This window comes from Desulfococcus sp. (assembly GCF_050178255.1).
Taxonomy (GTDB): Bacteria; Desulfobacterota; Desulfobacteria; order Desulfobacterales; family Desulfococcaceae; genus Desulfococcus; species Desulfococcus multivorans.
This window is the reverse complement of record NZ_JBFXGG010000027.1, coordinates 22,756-40,028: the sequence shown is the minus strand read 5'-3', so window position 1 is coordinate 40,028 and position 17,273 is coordinate 22,756. Positions and strand designations below refer to the sequence as shown.

Annotated in this window: 16 protein-coding genes and 1 other RNA gene; 10 read left to right on the top strand and 7 right to left on the bottom strand. The window is 58.4% G+C overall.

Annotated features, from left to right (window positions below; genetic code table 11):
- Positions 1-118: 118 nt before the first annotated feature.
- The 4 genes from ssrA to AB7S84_RS07585 all read right to left on the bottom strand — a co-directional run bounded on the left by ssrA (position 119) and on the right by AB7S84_RS07585 (position 3,115).
- Positions 119-472, bottom strand: a transfer-messenger RNA (tmRNA) gene (gene ssrA / locus AB7S84_RS07600).
- A gap of 74 nt (positions 473-546) precedes the next feature.
- A complete protein-coding gene (gene smpB / locus AB7S84_RS07595) occupies positions 547-1,008 on the bottom strand; it encodes an SsrA-binding protein SmpB (protein WP_428153735.1) in 462 nt (153 codons plus the stop codon).
- Between the two features lie 29 nt (positions 1,009-1,037).
- A complete protein-coding gene (gene ptsP / locus AB7S84_RS07590; RefSeq protein ID WP_020876148.1) occupies positions 1,038-2,822 on the bottom strand; it encodes a phosphoenolpyruvate--protein phosphotransferase in 1,785 nt (594 codons plus the stop codon).
- Positions 2,823-2,827: 5 nt separating this feature from the next.
- On the bottom strand, positions 2,828-3,115 hold the full coding sequence (locus AB7S84_RS07585) for an HPr family phosphocarrier protein (protein WP_428153732.1): 288 nt from the start codon (positions 3,113-3,115) through the stop codon (positions 2,828-2,830).
- 950 nt (positions 3,116-4,065) lie between these two features.
- Between AB7S84_RS07585 and AB7S84_RS07580 the strand changes: the two genes are divergently transcribed.
- Complete coding sequence (locus AB7S84_RS07580; RefSeq protein ID WP_020876145.1) at positions 4,066-4,323, top strand: hypothetical protein; 258 nt, start codon at positions 4,066-4,068, stop codon at positions 4,321-4,323.
- Positions 4,324-4,348: 25 nt separating this feature from the next.
- Here AB7S84_RS07580 and AB7S84_RS07575 read toward each other — a convergent pair whose 3' ends face one another.
- A complete protein-coding gene (locus tag AB7S84_RS07575; protein WP_040414667.1) occupies positions 4,349-5,137 on the bottom strand; it encodes a TatD family hydrolase in 789 nt (262 codons plus the stop codon).
- Positions 5,138-5,461: 324 nt separating this feature from the next.
- Here AB7S84_RS07575 and AB7S84_RS07570 point away from each other — a divergent pair, with 324 nt between their 5' ends.
- Entirely contained in the window at positions 5,462-6,292 is an 831-nt protein-coding gene (locus AB7S84_RS07570) for a sulfide/dihydroorotate dehydrogenase-like FAD/NAD-binding protein (RefSeq protein ID WP_020876143.1), read from the top strand.
- Positions 6,293-6,301: 9 nt separating this feature from the next.
- Complete coding sequence (gene gltA, locus AB7S84_RS07565) at positions 6,302-7,714, top strand: NADPH-dependent glutamate synthase (protein ID WP_020876142.1); 1,413 nt, start codon at positions 6,302-6,304, stop codon at positions 7,712-7,714.
- A gap of 53 nt (positions 7,715-7,767) precedes the next feature.
- Here the strand turns inward: gltA and thiD are convergent, their stop codons facing one another.
- Entirely contained in the window at positions 7,768-8,574 is an 807-nt protein-coding gene (thiD, locus tag AB7S84_RS07560; protein ID WP_020876141.1) for a bifunctional hydroxymethylpyrimidine kinase/phosphomethylpyrimidine kinase, read from the bottom strand.
- Positions 8,575-8,625: 51 nt separating this feature from the next.
- A complete protein-coding gene (locus AB7S84_RS07555; RefSeq protein WP_020876140.1) occupies positions 8,626-9,321 on the bottom strand; it encodes a CBS domain-containing protein in 696 nt (231 codons plus the stop codon).
- Positions 9,322-9,688: 367 nt separating this feature from the next.
- On the opposite strand from AB7S84_RS07555, the gene AB7S84_RS07550 reads away from it, so the two are divergent.
- The 7 genes from AB7S84_RS07550 (at position 9,689) to AB7S84_RS07520 (ending at position 17,257) form a co-directional block, all read left to right on the top strand.
- The gene (locus tag AB7S84_RS07550) at positions 9,689-11,356 is read left to right on the top strand and encodes a hypothetical protein (RefSeq protein WP_428153727.1); all 1,668 of its coding nucleotides are present in this window, start codon (positions 9,689-9,691) and stop codon (positions 11,354-11,356) included.
- Between the two features lie 189 nt (positions 11,357-11,545).
- Positions 11,546-12,301, top strand: coding sequence for a FadR/GntR family transcriptional regulator (locus AB7S84_RS07545; protein ID WP_020876138.1), 756 nt, complete (start codon positions 11,546-11,548; stop codon positions 12,299-12,301).
- An 84-nt stretch (positions 12,302-12,385) separates the two neighbouring features.
- Positions 12,386-13,153, top strand: coding sequence for an ABC transporter ATP-binding protein (locus AB7S84_RS07540; protein ID WP_020876137.1), 768 nt, complete (start codon positions 12,386-12,388; stop codon positions 13,151-13,153).
- Between the two features lie 32 nt (positions 13,154-13,185).
- Positions 13,186-14,322 carry a branched-chain amino acid ABC transporter substrate-binding protein gene (locus AB7S84_RS07535; protein WP_428153723.1) on the top strand — a complete coding sequence of 379 codons (1,137 nt, stop codon included), beginning with the start codon at positions 13,186-13,188 and terminating at the stop codon, positions 14,320-14,322.
- 90 nt (positions 14,323-14,412) lie between these two features.
- Positions 14,413-15,324: a branched-chain amino acid ABC transporter permease gene (locus AB7S84_RS07530; RefSeq protein WP_040414641.1), complete on the top strand. Its 912-nt coding sequence runs from the start codon at positions 14,413-14,415 to the stop codon at positions 15,322-15,324.
- Positions 15,308-16,534, top strand: a complete 1,227-nt coding sequence (gene livM, locus AB7S84_RS07525) for a high-affinity branched-chain amino acid ABC transporter permease LivM (RefSeq protein ID WP_020876134.1) — start codon at positions 15,308-15,310, stop codon at positions 16,532-16,534. The genes AB7S84_RS07530 and livM overlap by 17 nt, the downstream gene beginning before the upstream one ends.
- Positions 16,535-16,549: 15 nt before the next feature.
- Positions 16,550-17,257 (top strand): ABC transporter ATP-binding protein, encoded by a 708-nt coding sequence (locus tag AB7S84_RS07520; protein WP_211276029.1) that lies wholly within the window; start codon positions 16,550-16,552, stop codon positions 17,255-17,257.
- Positions 17,258-17,273: the final 16 nt, after the last annotated feature.

The window sequence follows — 17,273 nt, the reverse complement described above, 5'->3', positions numbered from 1 at the left end:
TGCGAAGAGGTGCTTTGGAAAGATGTGAAACGGGCGCAACCCCTTTAGAAACAAGGGGAAAAAGAAAACCCGTCACCCCGGAGAATGACCCCAGAGAGACGGGTTTGTCTTTTCTAAATGGTGGAGGCGGCGGGAGTCGAACCCGCGTCCGAAAACATTCCACATTGATATCTACATGCTTATTCCGGAATTTTATTCTCGCCTTTTACGGTCTCCTCCGGACGGGATACCGTATAAGGCCAGCCTGTAACGTTCGCCGGACCGGAGCCAGGCAATCCGGACCAACTATCCCGCTAAGTCGACGCTCTGTTCAGGTCCGCGGGAGGAACCTGGCAGAACGGAAGCCGCCTAAGCGGCTACGGCGTAGTTATAATCGTCTGCGATTATATTTATTTCCCGCGTTTAACGAGCAGCAGGAAACCTCGACATGCAATCAATGCTTCTTTATCCCCGTCGAAGCCGTTTCGCCCCCATAAGGATATAATTTGGAAAAGAACCTTTTTTACAATATAAATTTAATGGTTTTTCGGTCGTTTGTCAAGGGAATCAGTAGCCGTCTTTCCGACTCCGGTCCATGTCCCGCCGGGTGTCCCGCTCCCGGATGGCATCGCGCTTGTCGTGGAGCCGCTTGCCCTTGCAGAGCGCGAGGGTCATCTTGACCTTGCCGTCCTTGAAATAGAGGTCCATGGGGATCAGGGAAAGCCCCTGCTCGTTCACCTTGCCGTAGAGCCGCTTGATCTCGTAGTTGTGCAGCAGAAGCTTCCGGGGCCTCAGGGGGTCGTGGTTGTCGTAGTAGGCAAAGGGATAGGGGCCGATGTGCATCTGGTAGACGAAGACCTCGCCGTTCACGATTTTGGCGTAGGCGTCCTTGAGATGGGTCTTGCCCATGCGGAGCGACTTCACCTCGGTGCCCAGAAGCACCATGCCCGCCTCGAACTTGTCGATGATGAAATAGTTGAACCGGGCCTTCTTGTTGTTGGCGATCAGTTTTCGCCCTTCTTTTTTCAATCCTTTTCTCCCTTTGACGCCGTGTCCGTTCAGACGGCGATTTCGTCCTCATCGATATCCAGATCGAACAGGACGCCGGCGTAGGCCTTTTTGAGGAACGATTCGATCTGGCCCTCTTTTTTGTCTTTGAAAATCCGATACATGAACGCCCGGCTCTCCTTGATGCTCAGCTTCCGGATAGCGTTTTTCACCAGGGGAATCGACTGGGGGTTCATGCTGAGTTCGTCCAGTCCCAGGCCCAGGAGCACCGGCAGATGAATGGGGTCGCCGGCCATCTCCCCGCACATGTAGACCTTGATGCCCTTCTGGTGGCCCACGTCCACCACCGTCTTGATCATGCGGATGATGGCGGGGTGAAGCGGCCGGTACATGTGGGAGACATACCGGTTTCCCCGGTCGATGGCCAGGGCATACTGGATCAGGTCGTTGGTGCCGATGCTGAAAAAATCGACCTCGTCGGCCAGCATGTCGGCGATGGCCACGGCCGACGGCACCTCCACCATGATGCCGACGTCGACATTGTATTCGAATTCAATGCCCTCGGCGGCCAGGGACTCGGCGGCCTCCTTCAGAAGCGTCTTGGCCTGCCGGACCTCCTCGCAGCAGGAGATCATGGGAAACATGATGCGCACGTTGCCGTAAAGCGCCGCCCGGAGGATGGCCCGAAGCTGGGTCTTGAAGATCTCGGGCTTCTTGAGGCAATAGCGGATGGCCCGAAGCCCCAGGACCGGATTTGCCTCGCCGTTGCCGGACTGGCCGGGCAGGGCTTTGTCGCCGTTGATGTCGAGGGTTCGGATGGTGACGGGCCGGGGCGTCATCACCTCGACCACGTCCCGATACTTGTCGAAAAGATCGTTCTCCGTGGGGAATCCGCGCCGGCCCAGGTACTGAAATTCGGTTCGATACAGGCCAATGCCGTTGCCGCCGTAATCCCTTACGGCGACCACCTCCTCGGGGAGCTCGATGTTCCCCATGACCTGGATGGAGATGCCGTCCAAGGTCTTGGCCGGCATGCGGCTCTCCCGGGCGATGAGGGCTCGGTGGCGTTCGTATCGAGCGGCCCGCTCCTCATACTCCATCAGGGTCTGTTCCGTGGGATGGATGATCAAAAGGCCGGCGGAGCCGTCCACTACGATGAAATCATCGTTCCGGATGATCTGGGTGGCGTTGTTGAGGCCCAGCACCGCGGGAATTTCGAGGGTCCGGGCGATGATGCCCGTGTGGGAGGCGATGCCCCCGCCGTCGGTCACGAGTCCCTTGATCCGTTCGAGTTGGATCTGGCTGGTTTCAGCGGGAGAGAGGTCTTTGGCCACCAGAATGACCCGCTTGTCGATATCCCTGATGTTGACGGCATCTCCCCCCACCAGGTTCCGCATGATCCGGTCCGAGACGTGGACGATGTCGGCACCCCGCTCCCTGAAATAGGGCTCGCTCATGTTCTGAAACATGGCCTTGAGTTCGTCGACGACGTTTTTGAGGGCCCATTCGGCATTGTATCGAAACCGCTGGATGGTGTCGAGGGTCTGACCGTACAGCAGCTTGTCCTGCAGCAGGACCATGTGGGTTTCCAGAATGGCGGTGTGCTGGCGAAGCTCTTTCGGGGTTTCCTGGATGATGGCGGCAAGCTCCTGTCTGGCCCGACTCACCGCCGACTTGAACCGAATCTCCTCCTTGTGGAGATCCGCCTCGGCGATATAGTACTTCTTGACGACATTGACCCCTTCCTTATCGACCAGATACGCCTTGCCGATGCATATGCCCGGGGCGACGCCCAGGCCTTTCAGCACAATCTCCTGTGATTCGTTTTCGGTCATACCCGCTATTCTCCGAAACCGTTTTCAACGAGTTCCGCAATTTTGCTCAGAATCTCGGCATCCGCATCCGAATCGACGTTAATGGTGATTCGCATGCCTTTTCCGCACGCCAGGGTCAGCATGTCGATGATGCTTTTGGCATCTACGATCTCATCCCCCTTCGAAATGGTCACCTGTGATTCGGCATGGCTGGCGATCGCCGCAATTTTCGCGGCGGATCTGGCATGGAGGCCCAGCTCATTGACGATGATGACCTCCCGCGACAGTGGATCCTGCATCTTGCTAATGTTCATATTCCGCATATCTGGCTCGAGATTTCTTATAAAAAGAAAAAGTTATGACACTCAAAAAAGTTCGACATTTTAACAACACCTAACCGGTATGTCAATTGTAATTAAAGAGATCAAATACGCTTGATTGAGATAAATTCAAAATAAAATCAGGAAGATATTCTAATGCGCAGTGGATTCTCCAAAAGGGTAAGCCCTCTTTTCGCGGGTGCGAACGGCAGATAAAAACTCGGCTTTCCTTATCAGATATTCCCATGATTGTCTACAGAATCGTCGCATCTCTTCAGGTGAATACGCAGCGGGGTTGATATGGGCCTCCACGGGCAGGTCATGAAAGGCAATAGAACAATCGGTGTTCATCGGCTGAGGGGATGTACCTGTAAAGAACGAAGCGTTCATCCCCTCCAGTTTTAAACTGCCACCCGCCGCCCCCCAGTCTCCAGCCTTCACCCTCCAGCCTTCAGTCTCCAGCCTTCAGTCTTCAGCCTTCAGCCTATAGGAAAGAGATTGCCTCCTTAGCGACCGTTAAAATACTTAACTGTTTAACACTTGTAAATTCGATAATTGAACACCTCGGGACCGCGGAGAGCCGATGGCAATCCATTTCAAGACGAAATTGATATCACACCCTTTCAGGGGTGAAGTCGTCCGTCAGGCTTCCCCGGCAAAGCCTCCCCGCCACGCGGACAAGCCGTTCACGGATGGTTTCGTCTTTATTTCAGGTCACGGCGACGGCCAAACCATTCATCAGGCATATAAATTGCTTGGATATTCGGATACGGGGCGAATACAGATTTGCCTTACCTCCTACAACGATGGCCCGGGAACTCACCCCTCCCGGGCCCATCGTCTGATCCTCATCAGTATCAACCCTGCTGCCCCTGTGTTACGGATGGCATCCGGCAAGTTCGGTCGCGCTCAACAAAACCCTAGCCCCTGAACGGAGGAACGCCATGAAAACCTATTCAACCACGTATCTCAACGCCTCGGAAACCGAGAGCATGGATCGATGCCCCTATTGCGGGGGATTCGTCACCCTTGAACCCGCAGTGGATTATGCTCCGGTTTACAACCGTTGCGACGTCTGCGGCAAGCGCTTCATTGTCGAACGCGTTCGAAACGGCATCACGGTCATGCGGATCGAGGGTGCGCCCTGCATGAGTGATCCGGAATGCCGGATCACCGAAATGAGTCAGGGAGACGAGGAATAAACCGCGGCGTTGCCGCGGTCTTTCCTTACGATTCCAGGGGGATGCCGAAAAGGCGACAGGCGTTGTTCCATGTGGCCGCCGCAAGAACCTCCGGGTCCTCGCCCCGAATCTCGGCCAGTTTCAGGAGGGTCGAGACTACAAATGCGGGTTCGTTTCGGCGGGTCCGGTTCTTTTGAGGCGCGGGCGTCAGGTAAGGCGCGTCGGTTTCGATCAGAAGCCGATCCATCGGGATGGCTGGGACCAACGCCCGAAGTTCGGCCCCGCGTTGTTGGATGGTGAGGATGCCGGTAATCCCGATATGATATCCCATATCCAGGTAAGCCGAGAGCTCCCTCCGGTTACCGCTGAAGCAGTGGACCACGCCCCGTCGTCGCTCTCCATGGGTGGCCTTCAGGATCTCCAGAAACCGTCCTCCGGAATCCCTTTCGTGAAAAATCAGCGGCAGATCCAGATCATCCGCCGTCTCGAGCTGCCGAAGGAACCAGCGCTCCTGAACGTCCCTCGGCGAGAACATCCGGTTGAAATCGAGCCCGATCTCACCCCAGGCCCGAACCTTGGGATGCGCGGCAAGGGCACTCAGTGCCGCGAGCGTCTCCTCGGAACAGGTTGCGGCGTCATGGGGATGGACGCCCACCGACGCATAGAGGACAGGGCTGGACGCGGCAAGCCGGACCGCCTTTTCCGAATCCTCCCGGTTGACGCCCACCAGCATGGCGGCACCGACGCCGGCGTCCGCCATCCGGCCGAGCACCTGGTCAATGTCCTTGGCATAGCTTTTATCGTTCAGATGACAATGGCTGTCGAACAGTTTCATCAAGACACTCTCTTTCCCGAAATGGATCTCCATTGATTTTTATTTTTTTGCTTGCAGTCGTTAAATTTTTTGGCGATACTTTTTTTCAACGCGAAATCCTCATCTATGACGATATCATGCGCTTGGATGATACCATGCGCTTGCAGCGGCCATATAATACGCTGATCAGGATGAGTATTTCGATATTTTTTTGGGCATTCTCATAATTTTTCACTCGCATTGGGCACCAACACCCATGTTTTTCCCGCCCAAGCGCTCAACCGGATCGCGGCACCACCGGCTGAGGACGAAACGGGAAACCCCGATCTGGAGGTATTTTTCAAGATGTTTGAAATCGTAAAGCGAGAAGAAATGGCCGGCGGTACGGTGATTCTGAATGAAATCGCCGCGCCCCTCATCGCCCGGAAGGCCAAACCGGGACAATTCGTCATTATCAAGGCCAACGAAGAGGGCGAACGGATCCCCCTCACCATGGCCGACACCGACCCGGATAAAGGCACCATCACGATCATCTACATGGTCGTCGGCAAAAGTACGGCCTTGTTCAAGACCCTCAACGTGGGGGACGGTTATCAGGACGTCATCGGCCCTCTGGGGAAAGCCACCCATCTGGAAAAACAGGGTACGGTGGTCTGTGTCGGGGGCGGGACCGGCATCGCCGTACTGCACCCCATCACCCGGGCACTCAAGGAGATCGGCAACCGCGTCATCGGCATCATCGGCGCCCGGAACCGGGACCTTCTGATCCTCGAGGACAAGATGCGGTCGGCGTCCAATGAACTCCACGTCTGCACCGACGACGGCTCCTACGGGCGTCCGGGATTCGTCACCGAAGCCCTGAAGGAAATCCTGGAAAAGGAGGACGTCAGGCAGGTGGTGGCCATCGGCCCGGTGCCCATGATGAAATTCGTCTCCGGGATCACGGCGGAATACAATGTCCCGACGCTGGTCAGCCTCAATCCCATCATGGTCGACGGCACGGGCATGTGCGGCGGCTGTCGCGTCACCGTCGGGGGCGAAACACGGTTCGCCTGCGTCGACGGGCCGGAATTCGACGGCCACAAGGTTGATTATGACGAACTTATGAAGCGCCTTCAGGCCTACAGCGAGGACGAACGGCGCTGCTATAACGATTTCTGCAGAATGGAGCAATAGGAGCAACACATGTCGGAAAAGAAAGCCAGAAAAGAGACGGTCTCCAGGCAGGCCATGCCGGAACAGGCCCCTGAAATCCGGAGAAGAAACTTCGCGGAGGTGCCCACGGGCTACACCGCCGAAACCGCAGTTATCGAAGCGGGTCGCTGTTTGCAGTGCAAGAAACCAAGCTGCGTGGAAGGATGTCCCGTCAACGTGGATATTCCCGGATTTATCGCGCGGATCGCCGAAGGCGATTTCAAGGGCGCCATCCGGAATCTCTGGACCAGGAACAGCCTTCCCGCGGTCTGCGGCAGGGTCTGCCCCCAGGAGATCCAGTGCGAGGGACAATGCGTCCTGAACAAGAAAGGCGCTCCCGTGGCCATCGGCAACCTGGAGCGATTCGCCGCGGACTGGGCACGGGAAAACAACACCGGAGAGTTGCCGCCGCGCAAAGCTTCCACCGGCAAAAAGATCGCGGTGGTCGGTTCGGGCCCCTCGGGCCTCACGGTGGCCGGCGACCTCATCGTCAAGGGTCATGAGGTGACCGTCATGGAGGCCTTTCACAAGCCCGGCGGCGTCCTGGTCTACGGGATCCCGGAATTCCGCCTGCCCAAGGCCATCGTGGCCCACGAGGTCGATTTCCTCGAGCGGCTGGGGGTTCACGTCGCCTGCAACATGGTGGTGGGCAGGACCGTCACCGTGGACGAACTCTTCCAGGAAGGCTACGATGCCGTATATGTCGGCGTAGGCGCCGGCCTGCCCCGCTTCATGAACATTCCGGGCGAGAACCTCATCGGCATTCTTTCCGCCAATGAGTACCTGACCCGGGCCAACCTCATGAAGGCCTACAAGTTTCCCGAGGTCGACACCCCCATCCCCATGGGGAAAAACGTGGTCGTCCTGGGCGCCGGCAACGTCGCCATGGACGCGGCCCGGACCGCCATGCGGCTGGGGGCAGACAGCGTGAAGATCGTCTACAGAAGATCGCGGGACGAGATGCCCGCCAGAACCGCCGAGATTCACCACGCCGAGGAGGAGGGCATCGAGTTTTTTCTGCTCACCAACCCCGTCCAATATTTAGGCAACGACCAGGGCCGGCTGACCGGCATGGAATGCCTCAAAATGGAACTGGGAGAACCCGATGACTCCGGCCGGCGCCGGCCCGTTCCCATATCGGGCTCCAATTTCGAAATGGCCTGCGACCTGGTGATCGTGGCGGTGGGATCGGGAGCCAATCCCCTGCTCACCCAGTCCACCGAGGATATGACGTTGAACCGATGGGGCTACATCGCGGCCGATCCCGAGACCGGCAAGACCACCAAACGAGGGGTCTGGGCCGGCGGCGACATCGTCACCGGCGCCGCAACGGTGATCCTGGCCATGGGAGCCGGCCGGAAGGCGGCGGATTCCATCCACGAGTACCTGACCTGGGGCTGGTAGCCTTCGGTCAACCGATGCCGGCGGTCTCTCCCCGTTCCCGCGGGGAGAGACCGCTATACCGCCATCCCCGCCCGGGCGTAAAGATCGTGAAAATGATGGGTGGGGCCGTGGCCCTTCCCGATGGCAAGGGCGTGCGCGATGGCGCCCGTGACGTAGGTTTTGGCCCGGGTCACGGCCTCGAAGAACCCAAAGCCCAACGCCAGGTGAGCGGCCACCGCCGACGAAAACGTACACCCGGTCCCATGCGTGTTTTTCGTCTCGATCCAACGGCTCTCCAGCCTGCGGAATTCCCGGCCGTCATAGACAACGTCCGTGGCCCCGGCCTCCCCGAGATGTCCCCCTTTTACCACCACCTTTTTCGCGCCCAGATCCAGGATTCCCGCCGCCGCCGTCTCCATCTCGCCGACGGTTCGGATTGACGTCCCCACCAAAGCTTCGGCCTCGTAGATATTGGGCGTGACCACTTCCGCCAGGGGAAACAATAGGGTGACAAGGGCCGCCTGGGCGTCCGCCTTCAACAGACGGTAGCCGCTTTTGGAAATCATCACCGGGTCCAGGACGACGGGCGGTGGCGATACCGTCCCAAGCGCCTCGGCCACGGCGCGAATAAGGGGAATGCTCGACACCATCCCGATCTTGACGGCATGAATGTCGATGTCGTCGAACAGACATCGAATCTGGCCCCGGACGATCTCGGGCGTCATTTCCTGAACATCATAGACTTTCCGCGTATTTTGAACGGTAACCGCCGTGACGGCGCTCATGCCGAAAACGCCAAGCGCCTGAAAGGTTTTGAGATCCGCCTGGATGCCGGCCCCGCCGGAGGAATCCGAGCCGGCGATGCTCAAGGCCGTTTTCATTGTACGACTCCTATGTATCGGTTTTGAGTGAAGGACGATGGCCGATGCCGTTCAGTTGCCTTCGGCGTCGTAAATTTCCCGCCTGTTTTCGAAATAATCCACAAGATAGAGCAAGGTCGCCTTTTCCCTGAGATCCTCCTTCAAGGCATCCAGTCTGGAGCGATCGAGGCCGAGAATCCGGAAGTAGACCTTGACGAATTTCTGATCGGTCGTGGGTTTGTGGGAAATGAGAACGTTGACGAGCTGACCCTCGTATTCTCCGAAGATCGCCATCAGCTCCGGAATCACATCAGGTCGGTTTTTGACCTTGAGAGCGAATTGAATGCCCCGATTCGGCAACCCGGTGAGGGCAATCAACATCCTGAAAAGATCGCTTTTGGTGATGACCCCCAGGAGCCTGCCGGCATCATCCACCACCGGCGCACCGGATATCTTCTGTTTCAGAAGGACCTCCGCAGCCTCCTCCACCGTCGTATCCGGCGCCAGTGTAATGATCTTCCGGGTCATGATATCACTCACCCTGATCTTGGACAGGAGGTAGATGAGTTCATACATCTCCAGAGCCGTGGCATCGGATGCGGAGGCCCTTTTGAGGTCCCTGTCGGTAATAATGCCGGAAAGCTTCTCCCCATCGAGCACCGGGAGTAAATGAATGTCGTTCGTTTTCATCAACTTGACGGCATCCGCCATGGCGGCGTCGATGTCGACGGTGATCAGTCGCCGGCTCATCCAGTTTTTCACCAGCATAAGGTCTCCTCCCTCGCCGATATACGTAATGTTCCGCTTCCTGTGTCCATCGCCCGTTTTACGGTCAAAACTGCTGTCCCTCATGAAAGACCGAAGGCTGAAGGAGTGCATCCCCGGCAAGCGGGGCTTTCGTACCCCTTCAGCCTTCGCTCTCCGGTCTTGGGGTTTCATCCGGTTATTCCAACGAAAGCCCTGATTTGAGAACGAACATAACAAATTTCGATAAAAATTCACATATGGAAAATCAGATTCCCGCCGATGAACCCATCCCTCTTGACTGAATACGGAAATATGCTAATGGGAAACCAGTTTTTTCCCCTTTTATCCGTCGCTCACGGAAACTCATCATCAACAAAGGAACGGCACCATGAACCTGAGATCCTGCGTCACCCCCGACGGTCGTTTTGTCGTCGGTATTCACGAGCCGGGCTTCCATGTCGGAAATTTTCGCGAGACCGATCCCCTCCGAACCCTGGGCGCCTGCGAAGACGGCACCGAGGTGAAAAACACCACCAATATTCCGCCCGGAGACGTGTCCGAACCCAGGGCGGACGTCATCTATGAAATCGCCAATCCGTTCCCGTTCCGGGGCGCCACCTTCATCATCAAATCCAGCGCCGACCGTATCGCCGAAAACCCCTCGACCATATCTCTCCCGGAACGTCCGGAGGTTTCCCTCACCGGCACCCTCGAAAAGTGGCTCGACGAATGTCCCGACCCTTCCCGGATCGACGCTTTGTTTCGCCTGCTTCCCAGGCCCCTGCTCCTCGCGCTGGCGGCCAACGCCACGGACCCCCGCGACCTGGAGCGGATCGCCGATCACTGCTGTGACTTCGAGCGGAACCCCGACACCCGGCGCCCCATCGGTCTTCGGTATGAAAGGGATCCGCGCGGAAGCTTCAAGGCCCGGATCAAGGACCACACCCTGTGTGAGGTGCTGGCCAACAATGCCCGTCTCCCGGAGGACTACCGGGGGGTGATGGTCCTTCGCCCCGGCGTTCAGGGCCAAAGCGAGATCATGGGGGAATTTCGGGCCGACGGCGGAAAAAGTCACGTCTTCGAATATCTCCGCCGGAACAGCTACATCCCCTGGGGCCACTACGCCGCCAACATGGCCGACGACGCCGTGCGTTACCGGATCAGGGATCTTTCGGAGACGGACATCCGGGGCATGCGCCACCTCTACTATCAGCGGACCTATGCCCGCATGGCCGACACCCTCGACATCCCCCTTCCGGTCCGTCGCAGAACCCTGTCGGTTCCGGAACTGGAACAGGTGAGGACAGCGGTCATGAAGGCCGTTTCCGCCGACGGAAGCGGAAAAAAACTCGATTTTTCAGCCACTTTGTGGGGATGGAATTTCGGGTTCGATTTCTCCCCCAGCGGCTACCGCCTCCACGCCTCTCACCAGCAGATCCACCAGCAGTACGCCCTGATTCCGGGAACCTTTTCCAGGGTTGAGCCGCCTGAAACCGCCGATGCCGGGGCCGTCGGGGATGAAAACCCGAAAACCTTCGCCTTCGGGGATCTCGTCGCCGATTTTGCCGATCGGTTCAGGCGACGCCACCGCACCGATTTTTTTTCGGCTTATCTCCGGGCGATCCGAAACAACCAACGGATGGACGGTCGAAAAGACCGGGACGCGCGCCTCGTCGTCTACGAGGACCCCCGGGTGATGCTCTTCGTTCCCAAGGCCCAGACCTCCCAATGGGAACTTCAGCTGATGACCGCGGCGCCGGTGGGGCATATCCTCGAGGCCGACACCGCCGTGCGGGCCTCACTCGACCGGGCCGTGTGGATCGCCGTCACCGTTCTCGAACGGCTCGGCGCCCGCATGATCACCATCATCGAGGCCGCCAGGCGCTTTGACGAAGGCGACGCCGGGCAGCGACTCATTTACTGCTTTCTGCCCAAACTCCCCTACTCTCCAGGATCCTTCACCGAGGCCCAGCTCCGGTGGATCAACGGCCACTATCCCGAGGATTTCGCCGCCGCCTGCCGACGCCGGGGTGCGGACCTGGGTCTGATTCCCTGATCCCCGCTCCCGTTCCATAACGTCGGAAGACGGTTTCACAATACGACGGATTGAGCCGGTTTCCGAGTAAAAAAAAATGCTTGACAGCTTCTCCCTGATCATAGTAAATGGTCTGACCATTGACAAAAATGCAAAACACATCCATCAGCAAAACGGTATGGACAGTTAACCCTACGCCGCGAGAAACAGATGGAACCGCTTTTCAGAGAAGCCAGACAAAGCAGGATTTTCGAGGATGTGGTGGAGCAGATCGAGGAGGCCATCCTCCAGGGTCGTCTCAAGGCCGGGGATCGGCTGCCGGCCGAGCGCGATCTCAAGGATATGCTCAAGACCAGTCGCAGCACCCTCCGGGAGGCACTGCGGGTTCTGGAGCAGAAAGGGCTCATCGAGATCCGGCTCGGCACCGGCGGAGGTGCCGTGGTCAAAGCCGTCTCCTCCGACCAGATCTCCCAGAGCCTGGGCCTGCTGATTCGATCCCAACAGGTCTCCCTCGGTCAGCTGGCCGAATTCCGGGAACGGTTCGAAGGGGATGTGGTCGAGCTGGCCGCAAGCCGGGCCGGGAAAACCGACCTTGACACGCTCCGAGATTATCTCCGGCAGGCGGCCCGATACGCGGCCGGCGGGGATGAAAATCTCGAGGACTTTCTCGAAGTGGACAAGAAGATTCATCTTCTCTTCGCCCACATGACCCGAAATCCCATCTACATCAGTATCCTGAGGACCGTTCACGACAACATCAATCTCTTTTTCAAGCGCTATCTGATCATGGCAACCCGGGAGATGGAGGAAAACCTGTCGGACCTCTACGATGTCGCGGCGGCCATCGAGCAGAAAGACGGCGGAAAGGCCCGAGAGCTGTTGCAGGCGCATGTTCGCCGCTTCAACAGTTACATGGAGCGACACCCGAAAGCAGGCCGGCCCGGGACGAACGGGAACTCGACATAACGCAGCAACCGCATACAGGTTCCGGGAGCGCTCCGACCCCATGAAACCGTACAACCCGTTCAAATCAGGAAAACAGCGGATACCATGGCACACTTAGAAATGCAGAACATCACCGTCAGGTTCGGCGGACTCAAGGCGCTCTCGGAGCTGAGCTTCGACATCAACGCCGGAGAAATCGTCGGCCTCATCGGTCCCAACGGTGCTGGAAAAACCACGGTCTTCAACGTCCTGACCGGCGTCTGCCGGCCGGTCCACGGCGACGTCCGATTCAACGGTGAAAGCATTCTCGGCCGCAGGCCCCACGAAATCTTTTCCATGGGCATCGCCAGGACCTTCCAGAACATCCGACTCTTTTCCAAAATGACGGCGGCTGAAAACGCCATGGTCGCGCGACACTGCCGATCCCGGAAAGGGGTCGTCGGCGCCATATTCAAAACACCCTCCCAACGGGCGGAGGAAGCGGCCATCATGGCGCGCGCCAAGACCGCCCTGGCCTTCATGGGGGTGGACAAATTCGCCGACACAGCGGCTGAAAACCTGCCCTACGGTTTGCAGCGCCGTCTCGAGATCGCCCGGGCCCTGGCCTCGGATCCCAAGGTGTTGCTCCTGGACGAGCCCGCCGCCGGAATGAATCCATCCGAAAGTTCCGAGTTGATGAAGGACATCGCGCGCATATCCGGCCTGGGCATCGACGTGCTTCTGGTCGAACACGATATGAAGGTTGTGATGGGGGTCTGCACCCGCATCGTCTGCGTTGACCGCGGTGTGAAGATCGCCGAGGGGGAACCTGAAGAGATACAGAAGAACCCCAGGGTGATCGAAGCCTACCTGGGTCAACCGGCAACACCCTGAACGCTCAACAATCACCAAGGAGGGTATCGAGAATGAAGAAAAAACTATTGAAGGCACTGGTATGGGGATGCGTTTTAGTACCGTTCATTCTGAGCGGCGCTGCTGCAAAAACCCTGAAAATCGGCTCCATGAGTCCCCTGACCGGGCCCTATGCCTCGGACGGCACGGACATCAAGAACGGTGTTCTCACTGCCATCGAAGTTTTCGAAAAGGAAGGGGGCATCCCCGGATACGACAAAATCGAGCTCTTCGCCCAGGATACGGCCTGTGACCCGAAGCAGGCGGTCGCCGCCGCCAACAAGCTGATCAACCTGGAGGTCGTCGGCGTCATCGGCGCCTACTGCTCCTCCTCCACCATCCCCGCATCGGAGACATTGGCCGAGGAAGACATTCCCATGCTGACCCCTGCCTCCACCAACGAGATGGTGACCGATCGCGGCCTTCCTTATATGTTCCGGCTCTGCGGACGGGATGACGACCAGGCCCCCGCATCGGCAAAATTCATGAAAGAGTCCCTGGGCGCCAAGACCATCTTTATCATCGACGACAAAACCACATACAGTCAGGGGTTGGCCGACGGCATCGAGAAGGCCTGCAAGGACGTCGGCATCGAGGTGCTGGGTCACGACCACGTAAACCAGGGCGACAAGGATTTTTCGGCGGTGCTGACCAAGGCCAAGGACATCAACGCCGACATCGTATACATGTCCCTGCAGGGCTACTCTCCGGGCGCGCTCATGGCGATTCAGGCCAAGCGCATGGGGGTTTCCTCCACACTCGTGACCCAGGACGCCATGTTCCAGCCGAAGTTCATGGAGGTGGCCAAGGAAGCCGCCGAAGGCATCTACCTCACCTATGGGTACACCGACCCCAACACCCCGGAGTACAAAGCCTTTGAAAACATCTATGTTCCCAAGTACGGACCCATCGCCGCCTATGCCACCTATGCCTATGACGCCGCGACGGTTCTCCTCAAGGCCATCAAGGCGGCCGGCTCCACCGATCCCGCCAAGCTCAAGGCCGAGATCATGAAGATGGATTTCAACGGCGCCTCCAAACGCATCAAGTTCAGGGAAAACGGCGATTCCGGATCCACCTACATCGCCTTCAAGATCGAAAACGGCAAATTCGTCCCTTATTGGGATCCCCAGAAAGGGCTGCTCAAGTAAAAAGCGCATCAACGCGGCCGCGCCGCCGTCCTTCGGCGGAGCGGCCGCCCGTTCATGCTTCACCCTGAACCGAGTTTGAAAAGCGAATCTATGGACTATTTTTTTCAGCAGCTGATTAACGGCCTCACCCTGGGGGGGCTGTATGCCCTGATCGCTCTCGGATACACCATGGTATACGGCGTGATCCAGCTGATCAATTTCGCCCACGGCGAGCTCTTTGCCGCAGGGGGCTATGTGGGCGTTATTCTCCTCGGCTATTTCACGGGGAGGGGATATCTGGAAACCCATCCCATCCTCTGTCTTATCGGCGCCTTCGCCCTGACCATGGGATATTGCGCCTTTCTCGCCGTCGGCGTCGAGAAGGTGGCCTACAAGCCCCTTCGCCGTCAACCGAGGCTGGCGGTGCTCCTCTCGGCCCTGGGTATGTCCATTTTCCTCAGCAACGCCCTGATGCTGACGCAAGGCGTCTACGACAAGGCCTACCCCAGCGAACTCTTCCAGGGCGGATTCGACCTGGGAGGGGTCACCATCAGCTACCTGCGCATCATGATCCTGGCCATGACGGTGGTGCTGCTGATCGGGCTCAACCTGTTGGTCTTCAGGACCAAGATCGGCATCGCCATGCGGGCCACGGCCCAGGACAAGATCATGTCCTCTCTCGTCTCCATCAGCAGCAACCGGATCATATCCCTGACATTTGCCATCGGCGCGGGGCTCGCGGCCGCAGCCGGGGTCATGGTGGGCCTCTATTACGGGTCCGTGCGCTACGACATGGGGTTTCTGCCCGGTATCAAAGCCTTTGCCGCCGCCGTGCTGGGCGGGATCGGCAACATCACGGGCGCCATGCTGGGCGGGCTCATCATCGGGATGGTGGAAATTTTCGGTGCGGGTTACATCTCCGGTCAGTACAAGGACGTGTTTGCCTTTATCATTCTGATCGCCGTGCTTTACTTCAAGCCAACGGGAATCATGGGCGAGAATATCGATGATACACGAGTATAGGAAAACCCTGAAAAATTACGCCATCGGCCTCTTGTGGCTCCTGGGGCTCCTGTGGCCGCTTCTCGGCATCCACCCGGACGGAACCCTCTCCTTCGACAGGACGTTCACCACCTGGCTTTACATCGCCGCCGGCTCCTTCCTCTGCCTCCTGATTTACATCCTGAACAAAAGCGGCCTTCTCCGGCCCGTGGGCAATGCCCTGTCGGCACCTCGGGAAAAGGCGTCCCGACTCATCGGCGCCGTTCCCGTATGGGTATGGATCGGGGCATTGTTGGCGGCGGCCTGCCTCTATCCCCTTTTCACCGGCCGGTACGCCCAGGACGTGGCCACAAACGTGCTGATCTACATCTGCCTGGGGCTGGGGCTCAACATCGTCGTGGGGCTCGCCGGCATGCTCGATCTCGGCTACATCGCCTTTTACGGGGTTGGGGCCTACACCTACGCCCTGCTCAACCTCCATTACGGCCTCTCCTTCTGGATCTGTCTGCCCATCGCGGCGGCCCTCGCCTGCATCGCCGGTTGCATCATCGGCTACCCGACCCTCAGGATGCGGGGCGACTACCTGGCCATCGTAACCCTGGGTTTTGGTGAAATCGTTCGTATCATCCTCAACAACTGGATGACCCTGACCAACGGTCCCAACGGACTCCTCGGCATCAAGCCGCCGTCCATCTATGTCCCGAGTTTCGAGGCCGGTTTCAGTTTTGAACTCCTTTACATCAAAAAACTGCAATATCTCTATTACATCGCTCTGGGCCTGGCGATCCTGACGATCACGGCCGTCCGGCGACTCAACCATTCCCGGATCGGAAGGGCCTGGGAGTCGATCCGGGAGGACGAGACCGCCGCGGAGCTGATGGGCGTCAACACCTTCATTCTCAAGCTGCTGGCCTACGCCATGGGAGCGCTTTTCGCAGGGCTGGCCGGCGCGTTTTTCTGCGCCCGAATGCGCTTCGTCAGCCCGGAAAGCTTCACGTTCATCGAGTCGGCCATGGTGCTGAGCATGGTCGTCCTGGGGGGGATGGCCTCCATTCCCGGCATCATGCTGGGGGCCGCCGCCCTGATCGTCCTGCCGGAAGTCTTCCGGGAGTTTGAAACCTACCGCATGCTGGCCTTCGGTCTGGCAATGGTGGTGATGATGCTCTTCCGGCCCGCCGGCCTGATTCCCGCCAAGAGGATGGGCACGCGATCCGAGGACAGGGAGGGATAAAACGCCGTGGAACCGATACTGCAACTCAACGACATCGTGACGAGCTACGGCCGGATTCAGGCCCTCAAGGGGATTTCCATCAAGGTGTTTCCAGGAGAGATCGTCGCCATGATCGGTGCCAACGGCGCCGGAAAATCGACCACTCTCATGGCCATCTGCGGCATCCTGCCCATCGACCGGGGGGAGATCCGGTTCAAGGGCCGCTCCATCCAGGGCATGCCCCCTGAAAAGCTGCCGCCCATGGGACTCTGCCAGGTGCCGGAAGGCCGACGCATCTTCCCGCGCCTCACTGTCGACGAGAATCTCGCTCTGGGCGCTTTTTACCGGCACGACACCGAGGAGATCGAAAAAGACCTCGATACGGTTTACGGCCTGTTTCCGATTCTCAAGGACCGGCGGCGCCAACACGGCGGAACCCTTTCGGGTGGGGAGCAACAGATGCTCGCCATTGGACGGGCGCTGATGAGCCGCCCCCAGGTGCTGCTCCTTGACGAGCCCTCGCTGGGGCTGGCGCCCCTGATCGTTCAAAAGATCTTCGATATCATCGATGACATCAACAAGACCCAGGGCACCACAATCCTTCTGGTGGAACAGAACGCCAACCTGGCCCTTCAGACGGCCCAGCGAGGTTATGTGCTGGAAACCGGCCGCATCATCATGGAGGACCGGGCTGAAACCCTGATACACAACCCGGAAATTCGGAAAGCCTACCTGGGGGAATAGACGAAAGGCGGACGGC